Source organism: Myxococcus vastator (assembly GCF_010894475.1).
GTDB classification, from domain to species: Bacteria; Myxococcota; Myxococcia; order Myxococcales; family Myxococcaceae; genus Myxococcus; species Myxococcus vastator.
Genome location: NZ_JAAIYB010000126.1, coordinates 1 through 18797, shown reverse-complemented (window position 1 = coordinate 18797; position 18797 = coordinate 1). Strand labels below are relative to the sequence as shown.

15 protein-coding genes are annotated in these 18797 nt (G+C 71.3%); 14 read left to right on the top strand and 1 reads right to left on the bottom strand.

The features are described 5' to 3' along the window. Positions 1 to 116 precede the first annotated feature (116 nt). The gene (locus tag G4D87_RS38895; protein WP_205507589.1) at positions 117 to 335 is read right to left on the bottom strand and encodes a hypothetical protein; all 219 of its coding nucleotides are present in this window, start codon (positions 333 to 335) and stop codon (positions 117 to 119) included. Between the two features lie 564 nt (positions 336 to 899). Between G4D87_RS38895 and G4D87_RS14935 the strand changes: the two genes are divergently transcribed. From G4D87_RS14935 to G4D87_RS14870, 14 genes are all read left to right on the top strand, one after another. Continuing rightward, positions 900 to 3500 carry a right-handed parallel beta-helix repeat-containing protein gene (locus tag G4D87_RS14935; protein ID WP_205507588.1) on the top strand — a complete coding sequence of 867 codons (2601 nt, stop codon included), beginning with the start codon at positions 900 to 902 and terminating at the stop codon, positions 3498 to 3500. A 141-nt stretch (positions 3501 to 3641) separates the two neighbouring features. Next, positions 3642 to 4271, top strand: coding sequence for a GNAT family N-acetyltransferase (locus G4D87_RS14930; RefSeq protein ID WP_163782734.1), 630 nt, complete (start codon positions 3642 to 3644; stop codon positions 4269 to 4271). 220 nt (positions 4272 to 4491) lie between these two features. Continuing rightward, entirely contained in the window at positions 4492 to 5472 is a 981-nt protein-coding gene (locus G4D87_RS14925) for a glycoside hydrolase 64/thaumatin family protein (protein WP_163782733.1), read from the top strand. Positions 5473 to 5620: 148 nt separating this feature from the next. Further along, positions 5621 to 6547, top strand: coding sequence for a glycoside hydrolase 5 family protein (locus G4D87_RS14920; RefSeq protein ID WP_163782737.1), 927 nt, complete (start codon positions 5621 to 5623; stop codon positions 6545 to 6547). Positions 6548 to 6666: 119 nt separating this feature from the next. Next, entirely contained in the window at positions 6667 to 7635 is a 969-nt protein-coding gene (locus tag G4D87_RS14915) for an MDR/zinc-dependent alcohol dehydrogenase-like family protein (RefSeq protein WP_163782732.1), read from the top strand. Beyond that, positions 7632 to 8630, top strand: a complete 999-nt coding sequence (locus G4D87_RS14910) for a Gfo/Idh/MocA family protein (protein WP_163782731.1) — start codon at positions 7632 to 7634, stop codon at positions 8628 to 8630. Before G4D87_RS14915 ends, G4D87_RS14910 begins: the two co-directional genes overlap by 4 nt. A 95-nt stretch (positions 8631 to 8725) precedes the next feature. Next, positions 8726 to 10519, top strand: a complete 1794-nt coding sequence (locus tag G4D87_RS14905) for an ABC transporter ATP-binding protein (RefSeq protein ID WP_163782730.1) — start codon at positions 8726 to 8728, stop codon at positions 10517 to 10519. 115 nt (positions 10520 to 10634) lie between these two features. Continuing rightward, entirely contained in the window at positions 10635 to 11846 is a 1212-nt protein-coding gene (locus G4D87_RS14900; RefSeq protein WP_275902285.1) for an NAD-dependent epimerase/dehydratase family protein, read from the top strand. After that, positions 11843 to 12943, top strand: a complete 1101-nt coding sequence (locus G4D87_RS14895) for an NAD-dependent epimerase/dehydratase family protein (protein WP_163782729.1) — start codon at positions 11843 to 11845, stop codon at positions 12941 to 12943. The genes G4D87_RS14900 and G4D87_RS14895 overlap by 4 nt, the downstream gene beginning before the upstream one ends. A gap of 25 nt (positions 12944 to 12968) precedes the next feature. Continuing rightward, positions 12969 to 14069 carry a glycosyltransferase family 4 protein gene (locus tag G4D87_RS14890; RefSeq protein WP_163782735.1) on the top strand — a complete coding sequence of 367 codons (1101 nt, stop codon included), beginning with the start codon at positions 12969 to 12971 and terminating at the stop codon, positions 14067 to 14069. 20 nt (positions 14070 to 14089) lie between these two features. Continuing rightward, a complete protein-coding gene (locus G4D87_RS14885; protein ID WP_163782728.1) occupies positions 14090 to 15229 on the top strand; it encodes a CgeB family protein in 1140 nt (379 codons plus the stop codon). After that, the gene (locus tag G4D87_RS14880) at positions 15226 to 16341 is read left to right on the top strand and encodes a CgeB family protein (RefSeq protein WP_163782727.1); all 1116 of its coding nucleotides are present in this window, start codon (positions 15226 to 15228) and stop codon (positions 16339 to 16341) included. The genes G4D87_RS14885 and G4D87_RS14880 overlap by 4 nt, the downstream gene beginning before the upstream one ends. Beyond that, positions 16338 to 17471, top strand: a complete 1134-nt coding sequence (locus tag G4D87_RS14875; protein WP_163782726.1) for a CgeB family protein — start codon at positions 16338 to 16340, stop codon at positions 17469 to 17471. Before G4D87_RS14880 ends, G4D87_RS14875 begins: the two co-directional genes overlap by 4 nt. Then, a complete protein-coding gene (locus G4D87_RS14870; protein WP_163782725.1) occupies positions 17429 to 18727 on the top strand; it encodes a UDP-glucose dehydrogenase family protein in 1299 nt (432 codons plus the stop codon). Before G4D87_RS14875 ends, G4D87_RS14870 begins: the two co-directional genes overlap by 43 nt. Positions 18728 to 18797 lie beyond the last annotated feature (70 nt).

Below are 18797 nucleotides of genomic sequence, written 5' to 3'. Positions count from 1 at the left end.
CGCGGGCCCAAGCCACGGAAGAAGAAGGGCTACGCATCAGGAAGCGAGGTGCGCCGACAGGTCGCGACGTCACGCGTCCTCGCTGCCGGCACCGTCGATTACGTCAAGCAAGATGTTTAAAGGGGTGCGTCTGAAAGGCCCATCGCCATGAGCCCGAGGTTGACGTAGAACGCGCTGCCGCCGCAGTTGCGCGCGATGGGACCGGTGAAGTGGCCTCCTGGCGGGTCCACCGCGATGATGTAGTTCCCTGCTCCATCCAGGACGTACCCATCCGGTATGAGCAGGGTGGAAGAGGTGGCGCAGGTGCCTGCCAGCGTCAGGACGTTTCCGTTCACGAAGACAGGGCAGGGAACGTACCCGCAGGAGGCGTCCTGAAAGCCCTCTTGGAGGGACGCCATGCTCAGCTCCGCTGTGTGGAGGTCCTCACCCGGGCTGCTCTGGAGCGCCGCCTGGCTGGGTTCCTCGCCCGCGCACCCCACGACTGGCAGTGCCAGGGCTCCAACCAGGATGCTTCCGAAATACCGCCATCGACTTCGACTCATACAGTGCCCTCTCTCTGAGCGGGTGCTCGGTGAGAAGGCATCGATAGTGTGAAGTGATGCGGCGCAATATGGACTCCACGGATGTCGGTGGCGCTGGAGGTGGACAAGCCCCCCCTGCTCGGGTCCTGGTGAGATGTCCAGGTGGGAGTGGATGTGATTGGGGGGCAACGGAACTCGGGGAGGAGAAGGTGGGATGACGCTCCGTGCGCCGGCTCAGGGCGTGGCGCCCGCGTCCACGTCGCGCAGTCAACGGGAAGGGGGCCCTGGAGGGGGGGCTCGCCGGAACGTCCACTGACGCGTTGCATGGAAGGCAGGTGGTAGAGTGTCGAATTCCTGTCCCACCTGGAGGATGCCGTGATGAGTCCCATGGACACGCTGAGCCCCTGGCGCCTCGCGGGCCTCTTGGTGCTGGTGGCCACGACGGGGTGTCTGCCTGAGGACCCGCTGCCCATCCACCTGGAGCCCTCCGCTTCGGCGCGGGTGATGGTGGTGGTGCCGCGCACGCTGGCGTCCGGGTCCGTCACGGAGGTCCGCGCCACGCTCACGCCCGTGGAGGGAGAAGCCGCGGGCGCGGTGCTCGCGGGGGGCGACGGCCTGTGGCAGGGGCTGGTGCGGCGGATTGCCTCCGGAGGGGAGGTTGAGGCGAGTGCCACCGTCCGCGGCGACGGCGGTGAGGTCCTGGCGCACATCGACGTCCCGAGCGTGGTGACAGGCGCGCACCGGACGGCGCTGGTCGTCCTGGTCCCGCGTGCCATGGCCCCCGGCGCCCCCGGAGCGCCCTTCATCGACGCGGTGCTGGGCTCGTCGGCGGAGGTCCGGCCCGTAGGGGAGGTGGCGCTGCGCGCGGTGGCGGAGGCCGCGTCCGGGGATGGGGCGCTCACGTATGCCTGGCGGGCTTCGGCTGGAAGCTTCAGTGACGCCAGCGCCCCGGCCCCAATCTGGACGGCGCCGGAGGCGGCCGGCTTCGTCACGTTGACGCTCCAGGTGACGAACGCGGTGGGCCTGGGGGCCACGCTGGACTTCCCCGTGCGGGTGGCGCGGGACCATGGCTTCGGCGCGGACGGCGCGGCCGCTTTCAATCGCTGGCCGCTGCTGGTGGAGCTGAGCTCCCTTCCTTCCGGCGAGGTCCCGTACGGCGATTCCCTTCAGCTCCAGGCGGAGGGCCGGGACGAGGACGGAGATGCGCTGACCTACGCGTGGACGGCGAGCTGCGACGGCACCTTCGACGACGCGAACGCGCGGTCGCCTCGCTTCACGCCGTCCACGCCGCCCTCCGGAGCCTGTGGCGCGTGCCAGTTCCACGTCACGATGCGGGATGACCGTGGCGGTGAGCACGTCGGCGCGGTGGACGTGTGCGTGGTGCAGCGGCTGCCGCCCATCATCGTCTCCACGGCCCAGTCGCGGACGGAGACCCTGGGCGCGGAGCCCGTCCTGCTCCAGGCGGTGGCGGAGGACCCGCGCGGCGAGGCCCTCACCTTCCAGTGGTCCGCGAACACCGGCCTCCTGGAAACCGCCACCCAGGACGGGACGCGGGGCGAGGTGCGCTGGTCCGCGCTGTCGTGTGTCCCGGCGGACGTGGAGCCTTCGGTGCGGCTCACCGTCACGAATGTGTCGGGGATGAGCGCGACGCACCTGTTCCAGATTCGCTGGGACGACCGGCGCTGTGGCGCGTTTCCTCCCTGCTCCGCCCGGTGGGAGGACGGCCGCGTGACGTTGACGGCGGACTGCACGACGGAGGGCACGCTGTACATCCCGGAGGGAGTCACCTTCGACGGCGCCGGACACGTGGTGACGGCGGTGGACCCCGAAGGCGGCCGCTTCCAGGGGGCGGTGCTCCGCAACCGGGGAGACACGGCCCACGTCCACGATGTGGTGGTGGAGGCGCGCGGCCTGTCGGAGCGGGCCTGTGACGCGGGGGAGGCCGGCTTGAGTGGCATCCGCTTCATCGGGGCGAGCGGCTCCATCACCGACAGCGAGGTGCGCGCGCTGCATCAGGATGAGGGCCGGGGCGCCTGCCAGGAGGGCGTGGCCATCGAGGTGCGAAACGCCCAGGACGCCTCCCAGGTGGTCCAGGTGGACGTCATGCGCAACCACGTCGCGGGCTACCAGAAGGCGGGCGTCGTGGCCTCGGGCCGGGTGGACGTGGCCGTGGAGGACAACGTGGTGGAGGGCGGCGGTCCGTCGGAGGTCATCGCCAGGAATGGCATCCAGCTGAGCTTCGGCGCCACGGGACAGGTGCTGGGCAACCGCGTCACCGGCAACGTCTATTCGGGGACCGGCTATGTGGCGGCCGGCATCCTCGTCGCGGGTGGGGCCTACTACAGCGGCCCGGTGTGCGAGGACGTCCTCATCCAGGGCAACACGCTGGAGGCGAACGACGTGGGCATCGACCTGTCGCAAGCGGAGGCGGACGGCGGGCCGCTGGCGCAATCCTCACGGCTGCTCGTGGTGGAGAACACGTTGAGCCATGATGTGGTGGCGAACGGCGTGCCGTACCAGGCGGGCATCTCGGACCTGGGCGGGGCCAACGTCATCAGCCGCAACCGCATCAGTGGCGCGGGCTATGCCAGGGAGACGCTGCCGGGCGCCACCTTCGATGTGGACGTGGTGGCGGACGCGGCGGCGCAGGTGGCCTTCCTGACACCACCGCAAGACGTGGCGGCGGGCGCGTGCTCGGCCGCGCTGGTGGTGCAGAGCCAGGACGCCCTGGGCAATCTGTCCGCCCTGGCTTCGTCCCTGCTGGTGGTGGAGGCGCAGGGCGACGTGGGCGCAGTGACCTTCTTCCGGGACGCGGCGTGTACGCAGGCCCTGGTGCCTTTGAGTGGCAGCGGCGCCATGTCTCTGGAGGGGCCGCAGCAGGAAGCGGTGTTCTATTTCCGCGCGGCGCAGGCAGGGGCGTTGGAGGTGCAGGTGCGAGGCGATGGGGTGAGTGCATCCCAGCTGCACGTGGTGCGTTAGACGAAACGGGAGGGCGTCGCGGCATTGAACAAGCCAAGGCCGTGGCCGTCGTGTTGCTCGTGGCCTGTCTGGCTTCCGTCTCTGTCGTAGACTCCGTGGGATGGAAGGGGCCAACGTCCCTTCCACTTCCACTGGTTCGTCATGACTCCGACTCCCTCCGGGCCCGCGTACACCCTCCAGACCGCGCGAACCCTGCTCCGCTGCTGGTCACCCGCTGACGCCGCGCGTGCGCTCCGCGCCATTGACGCCAGCCTTGAACATCTGCGCCCCTGGCTGCCCTGGGCGGGCGACTACCCGATGAGCGTGACGCAGCAGGCCGCCGTCCTGCGGCGGTTTCGCGGGAGCTTCGACCTGGGACAAGACTTCACCTATGCCGTGTTCGACCGGGGTGGGACGGAGGTCCTGGGCGGCTGCGGGCTGCATCCCCGTGGGGGCGAGGGGACTCGGGAGATAGGGTATTGGATTGCGGCCCAGCACACGGGCCAGGGGCTGGCGACCGAAGTGGCGGCGGCGCTCACCCGTGTCGCGTTCGAGCTGGAGGGCCTGCGCCGGGTGGAGATTCACTGCGAACCGCTCAATGTCCCGAGCATCGCGGTGGCCCGCAAGCTGGGCTTCACCCACGAAGGCACCTTGCGGCAGCGCCTCCGGGCCGCTGACGGAACGTGGCGCGACCTCATGCTCTGGACCCTCCTGGCGGAGGACTACCGGGCCAGCCCCGCGGCCGCGAGCAACCTGGAAGCGTTCGACGTGCTGGGGCAGAAGCTGCTGTAGGCCTTGGGCTCCGGGCGCCGGGCCGGGGTGGTGACAGCGAACACCAGGCAGGTGCGCGAGTCACCAGGACGCCGCCCTTCAGGCGTGACGCCATGCGGCCGCCGTCAGCGCCCTCTTTGAGCGATTTCGGCAGGTTGTGCGGAGCGAGGTGGGGAGGTGGGACATGGCACGGCGCCTGCTCTACGTGGCGGCATCCACCCCAAGCCGAGGACCCCTCGCCATGGCGCTCTCCCCCGTCTCCCGTTCGTGCGTCTCCAGCCCCACCCTCCAGCGCGCATCCGGAATGGAGCGCCCCGCGGCGCCGCGGCAGTCCCTGACGGGGGCGGGGCAGATGGACCCGCTGCGGCAGCTGTTCCAGCGTGACGGCTTTGATGGCCCGACGGGCGCGGCGAAGGGGCAGGGCGTGGAGGCGCTGACGCAGAACCTCTCCCGGCTGGCCCAGCTGCTGACGGAGGCCACCCGCGTGCTGGGCGGCGAGGGTGCCCAGCGTCCGCAGGGCAGCGCTCACCCGGTCTCCGAGGCGAAGGGCGCGGGCAGCGCGCCAGCCAACCGCGAGGTGGACCGCTTCGAGCCGGCGCGGGCCGCTTCGGCTGCTCCCGCCGCTCCGGCCGGTTCGCAGGCGAAGGCCGTCGCGGGCCCCACGGGCGCGCCGGGTGTGTCGAAGGATGGCAACACCATCACCTTCACCAACGACGGCAACACGCCGATGACCATCAAGTTCACCCCCAACGCGGGGGAGAAGGAGCTGGACTCCGTCACCCTGGCGCCGGGCAAGACGCAGACACTCCAGTTCCCGGAGAACTGGTCCGGCAACTTCCGGAGCACGTCCGGTGACGGCAGCGCGGCCACGCTGGGCGAGGTCAAGTTCGACGGGGGCTTCGGCAAGACGTACTACGACGTGAGCTACATCGAGGGCCACAACGCCTCGATGACGATGCAGCCGGAGGAGGGCGGCCGGGTGTCGGGCACGCACGACGACCTGCTGTCATCCGCGCCGGATTCCATCAAGGCGCGCAACGCGGACGGCTCCGCGTACGGCATCAAGAAGAGCACCACGTCCAATGTCCAGGACGCTGGCGTCGTGGACTTCTACCGGAAGCACGTGGGCGCCGATGAGGGCTACGTCATCCCCACGGACGACGCGAGCACGCTCGGGAGCAGCGACACGAACCTGGTCGTCCGCATGAAGAACCTCGTCTGAGCCGCCCCCGCCAGCCCGAGCACGGGGGTGCCGGTCCGCGGCCCTGCCCGCTCCTCCGCCTGCTCGCTGGGAATGGGCCCGCCGGACAGGCGTCGCGCCATACGCCCGCCCTTACTTGGAAAGCTCCTGCGTGCTGCGCACCCTCGTCATGGCTGTGCCGGTGAAGCACGCGCCCGGAGGTGCTCTCTTGGTTGAGGCGGTGAAGCTGTGGAACGAGCCCAACAACCTGTCGCACTGGGACTTCGGGCTCGATGCCGACTGGGGCATCTTCTCGCGGATGGTGCGGCTGGCGGGCGCCGCGGTGCGCGCGGAGAACTCCAGGCTGCCGCGCGTGCTGGGAGGAATGGCGCCCATCGACGCGTCCTTCCTCCGCCGCATGGAGGAGCTGGGCGCCCTGGATGAGGTGGACGTCGTCGCGGTGCATGGCTTTCCGCTCGACTGGAACCACTGGCAGCTGGACGAATGGCCCGAGCGCCTGGCGGAGATTCGCGCCGTGTCACGCCACCCTGTCTGGGTGACGGAGGTGGGCGTGTCCACCTTCGGCGCGGAGGAGGTGCAGGAGTTCGGGCTGCGCCGCACCGCCGAGCTCCTGCTGGGCCACGTGGACCGCGTGCACTGGTACAGCCTCTACGACTTGCCCAAGGCCTGGCCCGCGACCACGCGCCACCGGGAGGCGGAGGGCTCGTCGTACTACCGGCACTTCTACATGGGGCTGCTGCGCGAGGACGGCACGCCCAAGCGCGCCGTGCGCCACTTCGCGGACTACACGCCCCAGCTCGGTATCTGCCAGTGGTTCCACTTCGAGGACCCCCGCCTGGATGACGCCGTGGCCTGGCTGCGGAAGATGGGCGTGCGCAAGCTGCGCACGGGCCTGAGCTGGGCGGACAGCCACCGGCCCGGCGCCGAGGCGTGGTTCGACCGGCAGATGCGCGCGGTCGGCGGCTTCGACGTGACGCTGACGTACTGCTTCACCCCTGGCTCCCGCGGCCTCACGGACCACCACACGAGCCCACCTCGGCAGGTGGAGGAGTTCGCGGATTTCTGCGCGCGGATGACGCGCCGGTACGCGCAGTGACGCCGCCCACGGCGAGCGACGGCGGCACGGCCGGGCAAGCGGCCCTTCCGCGCGCGGGGCTCCCGACCCATGGTGTCCAGGCTGGCGGCACGGAGCGCGGAGCGGGACAGGAGGACGCGATGTCGGACGGAATGATGAGGGCCGCGGTGGTTGCAGGGCCTGGGCGCACACGGGTGGAGCGCATCGCCCGGCCCGAGCCTGGCCCCGGCGCCGTGCGCGTGCGGCTGGAGGGCTGTGGCGTGTGCGGCTCCAATCTGCCCACCTGGGAGGGCCGCGACTGGTTCCGCTATCCGATGAAGCCCGGCACGCCCGGGCACGAGGGCTGGGGCGTGGTGGATGCCGTGGGGAGCGGGGTGACGGACCTTCGCGCGGGAGACCGGGTGGCCACGCTCTCCTCGGCGGCCTTCGCGGAGTACGACGTGGTGGAGGCGTCTTCGGCCGTGGCGCTGCCGCCCTCGCTCGCGGGCAAGCCCTTTCCGGGAGAGCCGCTGGGCTGCGCCATGAACATCTTCCGCCGCGGCGACCTCCAGGCGGGGCAGACGGTGGCCATCATCGGCATCGGCTTTTTGGGCGCGGTGGTGACACGGCTCGCGGCGAACGCGGGCGCGCGCGTGCTCGCCATCTCCCGGCGGCCCTTCTCGCTGGAGCTGGCGCGGGCCTACGGCGCCGCCGAATGCATCCCCATGGATGACCACGGCCGCATCATCGACCGCGTGAAGTCCCTCACCGACGGCGCCTTCTGCGACCGCGTCATCGAGGCCGTGGGCTCGCAGTGGCCGCTGGACCTCGCGGGCGAGCTCACGCGGGAGCGGGGCCGGCTCGTCATCGCGGGTTACCACCAGGACGGGCCCCGGCAGGTGAACATGCAGCTGTGGAACTGGCGCGGCCTGGACGTCATCAACGCTCACGAGCGCGACCCGCGCGTCTACGTGGAGGGCATCCGGCTCGCCGTGGAGGCCGTGGCCTCCGGCGCGCTGGACCCCTTTCCCCTCTTCACCCACCAGTTCCGCTTGGAGGAGCTCGACCGTGCCTTGGAGGCCCTGCGCTCCCGGCCGAACGGCTTCCTCAAGGCCCTGGTCACGCCATGAGTGCGCCCGTGACGCGCCGCCCCCGGCTGGGCTTTCTGGGCGTGGGCTGGATTGGGCGCCACCGGATGGAGGCCCTGGTGAAGGAGGCCCAGGTGGACGTCGTCGGCGTGGCGGACCCCTCGGAGGCCGCCGCCGAGGCAGCGCGGGCGCTCGCGCCAGGGTGTGAGCGGGTGGACTCCCTGGACGCGCTGCTCGCGCTCTCACCCGACGGCGTGGTCATCGCCACGCCCAGCGCCGTCCATGCGGAGCAGTCCATCCAGGCGCTGGAGCGCGGCGTGGCCGTGTTCTGCCAGAAGCCGCTGGGCCGCACGGCCCAAGAGGTCCGGCGCGTGGTGGCGGCGGCCCGGAAGTCGGACGTGTTGCTCGGCGTGGACTTCAGCTACCGCTACGCGGAAGGGCTGCGCCGGCTGCGCGCGCACCACCAGTCCGGCGCGCTGGGGCGCGTGTTTGCGGTGAACCTCGTCTTCCACAATGCCTACGGTCCGGACAAGCCGTGGTTCTACGACGCGGCGCTCGCTGGGGGCGGCTGTGTCATGGACCTGGGCATCCACCTGGTGGACCTGGCGCTGTGGGTGCTCGACTTTCCCGCCGTCCGCCGGGTGAGCAGCCAGCGCTTCGCCCAGGGACGGCCGCTGCGTGGCCGGGAGGCGGGCGTGGAGGACTACGCCGCCGCCGTGCTGGAGCTGGAGGGAGGCACCGCCGTCCAGCTCGCCTGTTCCTGGAAGCTGTCGGCCGGCTGCGACGCGGTGATTGAAGCGTCCTTCTACGGGACGGAGGGGGGCGTGTCGTTCCGCAACGTGAAGGGCTCGTTCTACGACTTCACGGCGGACGCCTTCCGGGGCACCGGGCGTGAGCGGCTCGCTGAACCGCCAGATGGCTGGGGCGGACGGGCCGCCGTGGACTGGGCCACCCGCCTGGCACAGGGCAAGCGCTTCACGCCGGAGAACGAGCAGCTCATCCAGGTCGCGGAGACGCTCGACAGGCTCTACGCGTGAGAGCGTCCGCATGCCCGTCTCCCGAGACGCGGAGGCATCGGGCCCTGTCTGGACGCCGGAAGGCGCGGAACCCGAGCACCGTTCCTCGCCTGACCATGCAGACCCCTTCCGTCTCACGCGGCGCGATGTGGCGAGCGCTGGGCTACTTGCGGCCCTACCGTCGCACCATCGTCTTCATCCTGCTCCTCGTCCTGACCTCCGCGAGCCTGAGCGCCCTGGAGCCCCTGGTCCTCAAGGCCATCTTCGACCAACTGGGCAGCGAGGACGCCACGAAGCCGGTGCTGATGGGCGTGGGCCTGCTGGTGCTCATGGGGCTGGCGCGCGAGGCGCTGGGCGCCGCGTCCAACTGGCTCACCTGGCGCACCCGCATCCAGGTGCACTTCGCCCTCAACGAGGCCACCGTGTCGCGGCTGCACCGGCTGCCGTTGAGCTTTCACCGGAAGGAGGGCGTGGGCGCGCTGATGACGCGGATGGACCGCGGGCTCCAGGGCTTCGTGGGTGCCATCACCGAGCTCACCTTCAACGTCATCCCCGCGGCGGTGTACCTGTGCATCGCGGTGGGCGTCATGCTCCAGCTCGACTGGCGGCTGGCATTGCTGGCCCTGGCCTTCGCGCCGCTGCCGGTGCTCATCGCCCGGCGCGCCGCGCCCGCGCAGGCCCGGCGGGAGGAGACGCTGCTGGAGCGGTGGACGCAAATCTACGCCCGCTTCAACGAGGTGCTCTCCGGCATCATCACCGTGAAGAGCTTCGCCATGGAGGAGCGGGAGAAGCAGCGCTTCCTGCATGGCGTGCATGACGCCAACACCGTCGTCACCCGGGGCGTGGCGTTCGACTCGGCGGTGACGGCGGGGCAGAACACCACCGTGCTCGTCGCGCGCGTCGCGTCCCTCTGCATGGGCGGCCTCCTGGTGATGAAGGGCCAGCTCACCGTCGGTACCCTGGTGGCCTTCCTGGGCTACATCGGCGGGCTCTTCGGCCCGGTGCAGGGACTCAGCGGCGTGTACAAGACGCTGCGGACGGCCTCGGTGGCCATCCGCCAGGTCTTTGCCATCCTGGACGCGCAGGACTCGCTGGGCGACGCGCCGGACGCGCACGAAGTCACGCACCTGCGCGGTGACGTGACGTTCGAGGACGTCCACTTCGCCTATCCCTCCGGCGCGGGCAGGCCGCTCATCAACGGCATCTCCCTGGACGTCCGGCGCGGAGAGACGGTGGCCCTGGTGGGGCCCAGCGGCGCGGGCAAGACGACGCTGATGAGCCTGCTGTGCCGCTTCTATGACCCGGACCAGGGCGTCGTGCGCGTTGACGGGAGCGACATCCGGACGCTCAAGCAGCTGTCGCTGCGGCGCAACATCGGCGTGGTGCTCCAGGACGCGCTGCTCTTCAACGAGAGCGTGCGGGGGAACATCGCCTATGGACGGCCCCAGGCCACGGACGCGGAAGTCGAGGCCGCCGCGCGCGCGGCCCACGCACACGAGTTCGTCCTGGGGCTCCCGCAGGGCTACGACACCCTGGTGGGAGAGCGCGGCAACCGGCTGTCCGCGGGCGAGCGGCAGCGCATCGCCATTGCCCGCTCGCTCCTGACGGACCCGCCCATCCTCATCCTCGACGAGCCCACCAGCGCGCTCGACGCGGAGAGCGAGGCGCTGGTGCAGGAAGCGCTGGGCGAGCTGATGAAGGGCCGCACCACCTTCGCCATCGCGCATCGGCTCTCCACGGTGGTGAACGCGGACCGCATCCTGGTGCTCAAGGATGGCCGCATCATCGAGGAGGGCCCGCATGCGGAGTTGATGCGCCGTGACGGCTACTACGCGTCGCTGGTGCGCAAGCAGACGCGCGGCCTGCTCCCGGAGCTGTCCCCATCACCCCTGACGCCCGTGGCCGCGTAGGGCTCGCCGCCTCGGCGGCCCAGGTGCGGCCGTGACGGGGCCGCTCCCCTGGGCGCCAGCCCGGATGAGGCTGGGGCGCGTGCGGGCGGCTGACTGGGATGAACGTCGGTAGCAGATGGCTAGCACCAACAGGTGCGGTGGCTACCTTCAGCAATGCATGGCGGTGGTGATGAACCTCTACTGCCTGCGTGCGCCGGGGGGCGACATGAGGCAAAGACAGCTTCTCATCACGGGCGGCGCGGGCTTCATTGGCTCGCATCTGGCGGATGCGCTCCTGGCGCGCGGCCACCGCGTGAGGGTCCTGGATGCGCTGGTGCCCCAGGTCCACGGTGAGGCGCGGCGCCGCCCGGAGTACCTGTCCCCCGACGTGGAGCTGGTGGTGGGGGACGTGCGTGACCGGGACGTGGTCCGCCAGTCCCTGGCCGGCGTTGACGCCGTCTACCACTTCGCCGCGGCGGTGGGCGTGGGCCAGAGCATGTACGAGGTGGCCCACTACACGGCGGTGAACAACCTGGGCACCGCCGTGTTGATGGAGGCGCTCATCGAGCGTCCGATTGAGCGGCTGGTCGTGGCCTCCAGCATGAGTGTCTACGGGGAGGGGCTGGCGCGCGCGCCCGATGGCCGGCGCATCCCCGGCGGGCAGAGGCCGCTGGAGCAGCTGGCGGACGGGAAGTGGGAGCTGGAAGGCCCTGGGGGCGAACCCCTCACGCCCGTGCCGACGCCGGAGTCCAAGCCACCCGCGCTCTCCTCCGTGTACGCGCTGTCGAAGTTCGACCAGGAGCGGCTGTGCCTCATCCTGGGCCGCGCCTACGGCATCCCCACCGTGGCGCTGCGGTTCTTCAACGTCTACGGCCCCCGGCAGGCGCTCTCCAATCCCTATACCGGCGTGCTCGCCATCTTCGGCGCGCGGCTGCTCAATGGGAGCCCGCCACTCGTCTTCGAGGATGGCCTGCAGCAGCGGGACTTCGTCCACGTGCGTGACGTAGCGAACGCCTGCGCGCTGGCGCTCGACGCGCGGGGGGCGGACTCACACGTCGTCAACGTGGGCAGTGGACAGTCCATCACCGTGAAGGAAGTGGCCCTGGCGCTCGCGGAGGTGATGGGGCGCCCCGGCCTCCGCCCCGCGGTGACGGGTCGCTATCGCATGGGCGACATCCGTCACTGCTTCGCGGACATCTCCCTGGCGCGTGAGCTGCTGGGGTACGCCCCCCAGGTCTCCTTCCATGACGGGCTCGCGGAGCTGTCGTCGTGGCTTGAAGGCCAGGTGGCGACGGACCGCGTGGCGGAGGCGCGCGCGGAACTCGAGGCGCGAGGGCTGACCGTATGAGCGCGGCGGAACCTTGGAAGGTGGAGGGGGGCAGGACGGTCATCTTCGGCGGGGCCGGCTTCATCGGCTCCAACCTGGCGGACCACTACCTGTCGGAAGGGCGGACCGTGCGCGTCGTCGACAACCTGACGCGCCCCGGCGTGGTGCACAACCTGCGGTGGCTCCAGGCCCGGCATGGCGCCCGGCTGGAGGTGATGACGGCGGACGTCCGGGACGCCTATGCGGTGAAGCAAGCCGTCATCGGCGCCAGCCAGGTCTTCCACTTCGCGGCCCAGGTGGCGGTCACCACCAGCCTGGAGACGCCCCTCACCGACTTCGAGGTCAACGCGGGGGGCACCCTGAACGTGCTGGAGGCGCTGCGTGCCATGGAGCGGCCCGCCTCGCTCGTCTACACCTCCACCAACAAGGTCTACGGCGGCATGCCGGGCGTGGAGCTCGTCCAGAAGCCCAGCCGCTACGAGCCCCGGGACACGGGCCTGCGCGGTCACGGCGTGGGGGAGGCCTGCCCGCTGGACTTCGAGAGCCCCTATGGCTGCTCCAAGGGCGCGGCGGACCAGTACGTGCTCGACTATGCGCGGGCCTACGGGCTGAGGACGGTGGTGTTCCGGATGAGCTGCATCTACGGCCCTCGGCAGTTCGGCACCGAGGACCAGGGCTGGGTGGCGCACTTCCTCCTGCGCATGCTCGAAGGCCGGCCCCTCACGCTCTACGGCGATGGCAAGCAGGTGCGCGACCTCCTCGACGTGGGAGATTTGGTGCGCGCGCTTGGCCTGGCGCAGCAGCACATCGGACGGCTCAAGGGGCAGGCCTTCAACATCGGCGGCGGCCCGTCGCGGACGGTGAGCCTGCTGGAGTTGCTGGGGCTCATCTCTCAGCGCACCGGCCTGCGGCCCGCGCTCCAGTTCGAGGATTGGCGGACGGGGGACCAGCGCTATTACGTCTCCGACACCCGCAAGTTCCAGTCAGCCACGGGGTGGGCGCCCCAGGTGGGAATCGCCGAGGGCGTGGACCGGCTCCACGCCTGGCTGCGGACCCTGATGCGCGAGCGGCCGGTGGCGTCCGGGCAGGGAGGGGCGCGTGAAGTCCACGCCGGCTAGCGGGCGCGCCGTTCGCCGCGTGCTGATGACCACCGACACGGTGGGGGGCGTGTGGACCTACGCGCTGGAGCTCTGCCAAGCCTTCGCCGACGCCGGCGTCCAGGTGGAGCTGGCGACCCTGGGCGCGCCCGTGACGGCGCCACAGGCCGATGAAGCCGCGGCCGTCCCGGGGCTGCGCCTCCACGAGAGCACCTACCGCCTGGAGTGGATGGACGCGCCCTGGGAGGACGTGCGCGCGTCCGGGGAGTGGCTGCTGGCGCTGGAGGCCGCGTTGGCGCCCGACGTCATCCACCTCAACGGCTACGCCCATGGCGCGCTGCCCTGGCGGGCGCCCTCGGTGGTGGTGGCCCACTCGTGCGTCCTGTCCTGGTGGGAGGCCGTCCTCGGGGAGCCCGCGCCGGCGCGATACGCGCGCTACCGGCGGGAGGTCCAGCGCGGCCTGCGCGCCGCGGACCGCGTGGTGGCGCCCAGCGCGGCGATGCTCGGTGCGCTCGAGCGGCACTATGGGCCGTTGTCGCCGCCCACCTGCGTCATCCCGAACGCGCGCCGGGCCGAGCCCTTCACCGCGGCGCCCAAGGAGCTGTTCGTCCTCGCCGCGGGCCGCATGTGGGACGAGGCGAAGAACCTGTCGGCGCTGGAGGCGGTGGCGCCCCGGCTGGCCTGCCCCGTGCGCGTGGCGGGCGAGCTGCGACACCCGGGGAGCGGGAAGGTGGCACGGGCACGCAGCACCGAGCCGCTGGGCCCCCTCTCGCCGGAAGCGCTCGCGGCCTGGATGGCTCGCGCCGCCATCTACGCCATGCCGGTGCGCTACGAGCCCTTTGGCCTGTCCGCGCTGGAGGCCGCGCTCTGCGGCTGTGCCCTGGTGCTGGGTGACATTCCCAGCCTCCGTGAGGTGTGGGCGGACGCGGCGGTGTTCGTTCACCCGGAGGACCTGGATGGGCTGACCTGGGCGCTGCGAGGACTGCTCGAGGATGGGGCCCAGCGGGAGCGCATGGCCGCGAAAGCGCGTGCCCGCGCGCGGACCTGGAGCCCGCGCCGCATGGCGGAGGACTACCTGCGGCTCTACGCGACACCGCGGGCGTGGCCGGTCCGTCACCCCGCCGGCCTCACGTTGGGCGCGCCTTGAGGATGGAAGGGCCACCGCGCATGCGCATCGTCTTCTTCTGTCATTCGCTCCTGTCGGACTGGAACCACGGCAACGCGCACTTCCTGCGCGGCGTGGTGACGGAGTTGTCCCTGCGCGGCCACGACGTCCGCGTCTTCGAGCCCGCGGAGGCCTGGAGCCTGCGCAACCTCCTGGAGGAGCCGGAGGGCCCGGCGATGCTGGAGGAAGTGCGACGCGTCTACCCGCGGGTGCGGCCGGAGCGCTACGACCTGGCGACGCTGGACCTGGACCGGGCCCTGGAAGGGGCACAGCTCGTCATCGTCCACGAATGGAACCCGCCAGCGCTGGTGCGTCGCCTGGGCGAGCGTCGCCAGGTGAGCGACGCCTACCGCCTGCTCTTCCATGACACGCACCACCGCGGCGTGAGCGCCCGGGAGGAGCTGGCCCGCTACGAGCTGGTCCACTACGACGGCGTGCTCGCCTTTGGCGACGTCCTCCGGCGGCTCTACCTGGAGCAAGGCTGGGCCCGGCGCGCGTGGACGTGGCACGAGGCCGCGGACACGCGGGTGTTCCACCCTCGGCCGGAGGTGTCGCCGGAAGACGACGTCGTCTGGATTGGCAACTGGGGCGACGAGGAGCGCACCGCGGAGCTGCATGAGTTCCTGCTCGGCCCGGCACAGGCGCTGGGCTTGACGGCGCGGGTGCACGGGGTGCGCTACCCTGACGCGGCGCGAGCGGCGCTGGCGCAGGCGGGCCTCACCTACGCGGGGTGGCTGCCCAACCACCGGGTGCCCGCGGCCTTCGCGCGGGCGCGCGTGACGCTCCATGTCCCCCGGCGGCCCTATGCCACGTCCCTGCCGGGCATTCCCACCATCCGCCCCTTTGAAGCGCTCGCCTGTGGCATCCCGCTGGTGAGCGCGCCGTGGCGCGACGTGGAAGGCCTCTTCACGCCGGGAAGCGACTACCTGGTCGCGGACTCCGGCGCGCGGATGCGCGGCCACCTGCGCGCGCTGTTGGCGGACGCGGACCTGCGCCGCACGCTCGCCGAGCAGGGGCGCCGCACGGTGCTGGCGCGCCACACGTGCGCGCACCGGGTGGACGAGTTGCTGCGCATCCACGCATCACTGGTGCCCCAGGCCACGCAGGCGGGGCCGTTGTCACGGGGGAGGGTCACCGCATGAGCAGGGGACTTCGCATCGCATTCTTCGGCTCCAGCCTCGTCTCCGCCTACTGGAACGGCGCGGCCACCTACTACCGCGGCCTCATCCGCGCGCTGCATGCGCGGGGGCACCGGGTGACCTTCTACGAACCGGATGCCTTCGGGCGGCAGCAGCACCGCGACATGGCGGACCCGGACTGGGCGCGCGTGGTCGTCTACACCGAGCAGGGGACGGCCGACGTGGAGCGGTGCCTGGAGGAAGCGCGTCAGGCGGACGTGGTGGTGAAGGCCAGCGGCGTGGGGGTGTTCGATGCCCTGCTGGAGGCCCGTGTGCTCGACCTGAAGCGTCCTGGCGCCCAGGTCGTGTTCTGGGACGTGGACGCGCCCGCCACGCTGGAGCGGCTGGAGCAGCATCCGGAAGACCCGCTCCGCGCGCTCGTGCCCCGGTATGACCTCGTCTTCACCTACGGCGGTGGCGAGCCGGTGGTGTCCGCCTACCGGGCGCTGGGCGCGCGCCAGTGCGTCCCCATCTACAACGCGCTGGACCCCTCCACACACCACCCGGCGCCGGTGGACGCCCGCTTCACCGGGGACCTGGCCTTCCTGGGCAACCGGCTGCCGGACCGCGAAGCCCGCGTGGAGGACTTCTTCCTGAAGGCCGCGGAGCACCTGCCCGGCGCGCGCTTCCTCCTGGGCGGCAGTGGCTGGGAGGCGCGCGCCTTGCCCGCCAACGTGACGCACCTGGGCCACGTCTACACGCACGAACACAACGCGCTGAACTGCTCGGCGCGGGCGGTGCTCAACATCCACCGCGACAGCATGGCGCGCTTCGGCTTCTCTCCCGCCACGCGTGTATTCGAGGCGGCCGGCGCGGGGGCCTGCCTCATCACCGATGCCTTCGAGGGCGTGGAGCGCTTCCTGGACCCGGGAGGGGAGGTGCTCGTGGCCCGCTCCGGAGAGGAAGTGGCCGAGCACGTCCGCCGCTTGACGGAAGCAGAGGCCCGGCGCATCGGCCAGGCCGCGCTCCGGCGCGTGCTGGCCGGACACACGTACACGCATCGCGTCTCCCAGGTGGAGGCGGCCCTGGGCCTTGGGACCGGGGCCGCCTCTCCGACGCGGGAGTGCGTCGCATGAAGGTCGTCATCCTCGGCCTGTCCATCACCTCCAGTTGGGGCAACGGCCATGCGACCACCTATCGCGGGCTGGTGCGTGGGCTGGCGCGGCGCGGGCATGACGTGTGGTTCCTCGAGCGGGACGTCCCCTGGTACGCCGCCAACCGGGACCTGCCGAACCCGCCGCACGGGCGCACCGAGCTGTATGCCAGCCTGGACGACCTGGCCGAGCGCTTCACGACGCACGTGCGTCAGGCGGACCTGGTCCTGGTGGGCTCCTACGTCCCGCGGGGCGTGGAGGTCGGCGCGTGGGTGCAGCGGACCGCGCGGGGCATCACCGCCTTCTATGACATCGACACGCCGGTGACGCTCGCGCGGCTGGCGCGAGGCGCCTGTGAGTACCTGCGGCCGGAGCTGGTGCCGGGCTACCGGCTCTACCTGTCCTTCACGGGCGGCCCCACGCTGGAGCGCATCGAGCGGGAGCTGGGCTCCCCCGCCGCGCGGCCGCTCTACTGTAGCTGTGATCCGGAGCTGCACGTCCCGGCGCCGTGCGAGCCGCGCTGGGAGCTGGGCTACCTGGGGACCTACAGCGAGGACCGCCAGCCGGTGCTGGAGCGGCTGATGCTGGACGCCGCGCGGGCGTGGCCCGAAGGGCGCTTCGCCGTGGCGGGCCCCCAGTACCCCGAAGGGCTCCGCTGGCCGGAGAACGTCACGCGCATGGAGCACCTGGCGCCGCCGGAGCACCCCGCCTTCTACAGCGCCCAGCGCTACACCCTGAACGTCACCCGCGCGGACATGGTGCGGGCGGGCCATTCGCCCAGCGTGCGCCTCTTCGAGGCCGCCGCCTGCGGCGTCCCCATCATCAGTGACGACTGGGCGGGCCTGGAGACCTTCTTCGAGCCGGGGAGGGAACTCTTCGTCTCGCGCTCCGGCGAGGAGACGTTGCGCTACCTCCGGGAAGTCCCCGAGCGGGAGCGGCAGGCCATGGGGCAGCGGGCGCGGCAACGCGTGCTGGCGGAGCACACCGCGGAGCACCGGGCACGGACGTTGGAGGACTACGTCCTGGGGGCGGAGCGAGGGGGCTCGCGACGTCCGGGAGAGACAGCGCCATGCGGATTGCCATCATCGGGACGGGGTACGTGGGGCTCGTAGCGGGGACCTGCTTCGCGGAGTCAGGGCATGACGTCACCTGCGTGGACCTGGACGCGCGGAAGGTGGAGGCGCTGCGGCGCGGGGCGCTCCCGCTCTACGAGCCGGGCCTGGAGGAGCTGGTCCGGCGCAACGGCGCCGCCCAGCGCCTCCGCTTCACCGAACACCTGCCGGAGGCGGTGTCGCCGGCCCAGGTGGTGTTCATCGCGGTGGGCACGCCCCAGTCGGAGCGGGGAGACGCCGACCTCCAGTACGTGCTCGCCGCCGCGGAACAGATTGGCCGGGCCCTGCGCCACTACACCGTCATCGTGAACAAGAGCACCGTGCCCGTCGGGACGTCGGACCGGGTGCGGTCCGTGGTGGCGCGCACCACCGACGTGGCCTTCGACGTCGTGTCCAACCCGGAATTCCTCAAGGAAGGCGCCGCGCTGGATGACTTCCTCAAGCCGGACCGGGTCGTCATCGGCACCTCGTCCGAGCGCGCCCGGAAGCTGATGGGGGACTTGTACGCGCCCTTCGTGCGGACGGAGAACCCCATCCTCTTCATGGACGCGCACTCCGCGGAGCTCACCAAGTACGCGGCCAACGCCATGCTGGCCACGCGCATCTCGTTCATGAACGACATGGCCCTCTTGTGCGAACGCGTGGGCGCCAACGTGGACCAGGTGCGCAAGGGCATGGGGGCGGACCGCCGCATCGGCTATGCGTTCCTGTACCCAGGCATCGGCTATGGCGGCAGCTGCTTCCCCAAGGACGTGCGGGCGCTGATGTCCACCGCGCGCGAAGCGGGCCTGGAGCTGGACCTGCTGCGGGCCGTGGAGTCCACCAACACGCGGCAGAAGCGCTGTCTGCTCGGCAAGGCGTTGAAGCTCTACGGCAGCCTCGCCGACCACACCTTCGGCGTGTGGGGGCTGGCCTTCAAGCCGAAGACGGATGACATGCGGGAGGCGCCCTCCGTGGAGCTCATCGAAGGGCTGCTCGGCAAGGGCGCGCGCGTGCAGTGCCATGACCCGGTGGCCAGCCCCGTGGCCCGGCAGTACTTCGGTGACCGGGTGGCGTACGCGCCCACCTGCTACGAGGCCGCCGAGGGCGCGGATGGCATCTTCCTCGTCACGGAGTGGAACGAGTTCCGACGCCCGGACCTCAAGCGGCTTCGGGCCTTGATGCGCCGCCCCATCATCTTCGACGGCCGCAACGTGCTCGACCCGCGGCTCGCCCGGAGCGAGGGCTTCACCTACATCGGCATCGGGCGCGACTGACGCGCGGCGCCGGGTGACGCTGGCGGGTTCGGGGTGCTATCCCCACGCCTTGCCCCGATGAGCCCCGACG

What these genes read in the sequence shown, in the direction of transcription:
- G4D87_RS14935 (WP_205507588.1), top strand. Translation starts at nt 900, where the DNA reads ATGAGTCCCATGGACACGCTGAGCCCCTGGCGCCTCGCGGGCCTCTTG.
- G4D87_RS14930 (WP_163782734.1), top strand. Translation starts at nt 3,642, where the DNA reads ATGACTCCGACTCCCTCCGGGCCCGCGTACACCCTCCAGACCGCGCGA.
- G4D87_RS14925 (WP_163782733.1), top strand. Translation starts at nt 4,492, where the DNA reads ATGGCGCTCTCCCCCGTCTCCCGTTCGTGCGTCTCCAGCCCCACCCTC.
- G4D87_RS14920 (WP_163782737.1), top strand. Translation starts at nt 5,621, where the DNA reads ATGGCTGTGCCGGTGAAGCACGCGCCCGGAGGTGCTCTCTTGGTTGAG.
- G4D87_RS14915 (WP_163782732.1), top strand. Translation starts at nt 6,667, where the DNA reads ATGTCGGACGGAATGATGAGGGCCGCGGTGGTTGCAGGGCCTGGGCGC.
- G4D87_RS14910 (WP_163782731.1), top strand. Translation starts at nt 7,632, where the DNA reads ATGAGTGCGCCCGTGACGCGCCGCCCCCGGCTGGGCTTTCTGGGCGTG.
- G4D87_RS14905 (WP_163782730.1), top strand. Translation starts at nt 8,726, where the DNA reads ATGCAGACCCCTTCCGTCTCACGCGGCGCGATGTGGCGAGCGCTGGGC.
- G4D87_RS14900 (WP_275902285.1), top strand. Translation starts at nt 10,635, where the DNA reads ATGGCTAGCACCAACAGGTGCGGTGGCTACCTTCAGCAATGCATGGCG.
- G4D87_RS14895 (WP_163782729.1), top strand. Translation starts at nt 11,843, where the DNA reads ATGAGCGCGGCGGAACCTTGGAAGGTGGAGGGGGGCAGGACGGTCATC.
- G4D87_RS14890 (WP_163782735.1), top strand. Translation starts at nt 12,969, where the DNA reads ATGACCACCGACACGGTGGGGGGCGTGTGGACCTACGCGCTGGAGCTC.
- G4D87_RS14885 (WP_163782728.1), top strand. Translation starts at nt 14,090, where the DNA reads ATGCGCATCGTCTTCTTCTGTCATTCGCTCCTGTCGGACTGGAACCAC.
- G4D87_RS14880 (WP_163782727.1), top strand. Translation starts at nt 15,226, where the DNA reads ATGAGCAGGGGACTTCGCATCGCATTCTTCGGCTCCAGCCTCGTCTCC.
- G4D87_RS14875 (WP_163782726.1), top strand. Translation starts at nt 16,338, where the DNA reads ATGAAGGTCGTCATCCTCGGCCTGTCCATCACCTCCAGTTGGGGCAAC.
- G4D87_RS14870 (WP_163782725.1), top strand. Translation starts at nt 17,429, where the DNA reads ATGCGGATTGCCATCATCGGGACGGGGTACGTGGGGCTCGTAGCGGGG.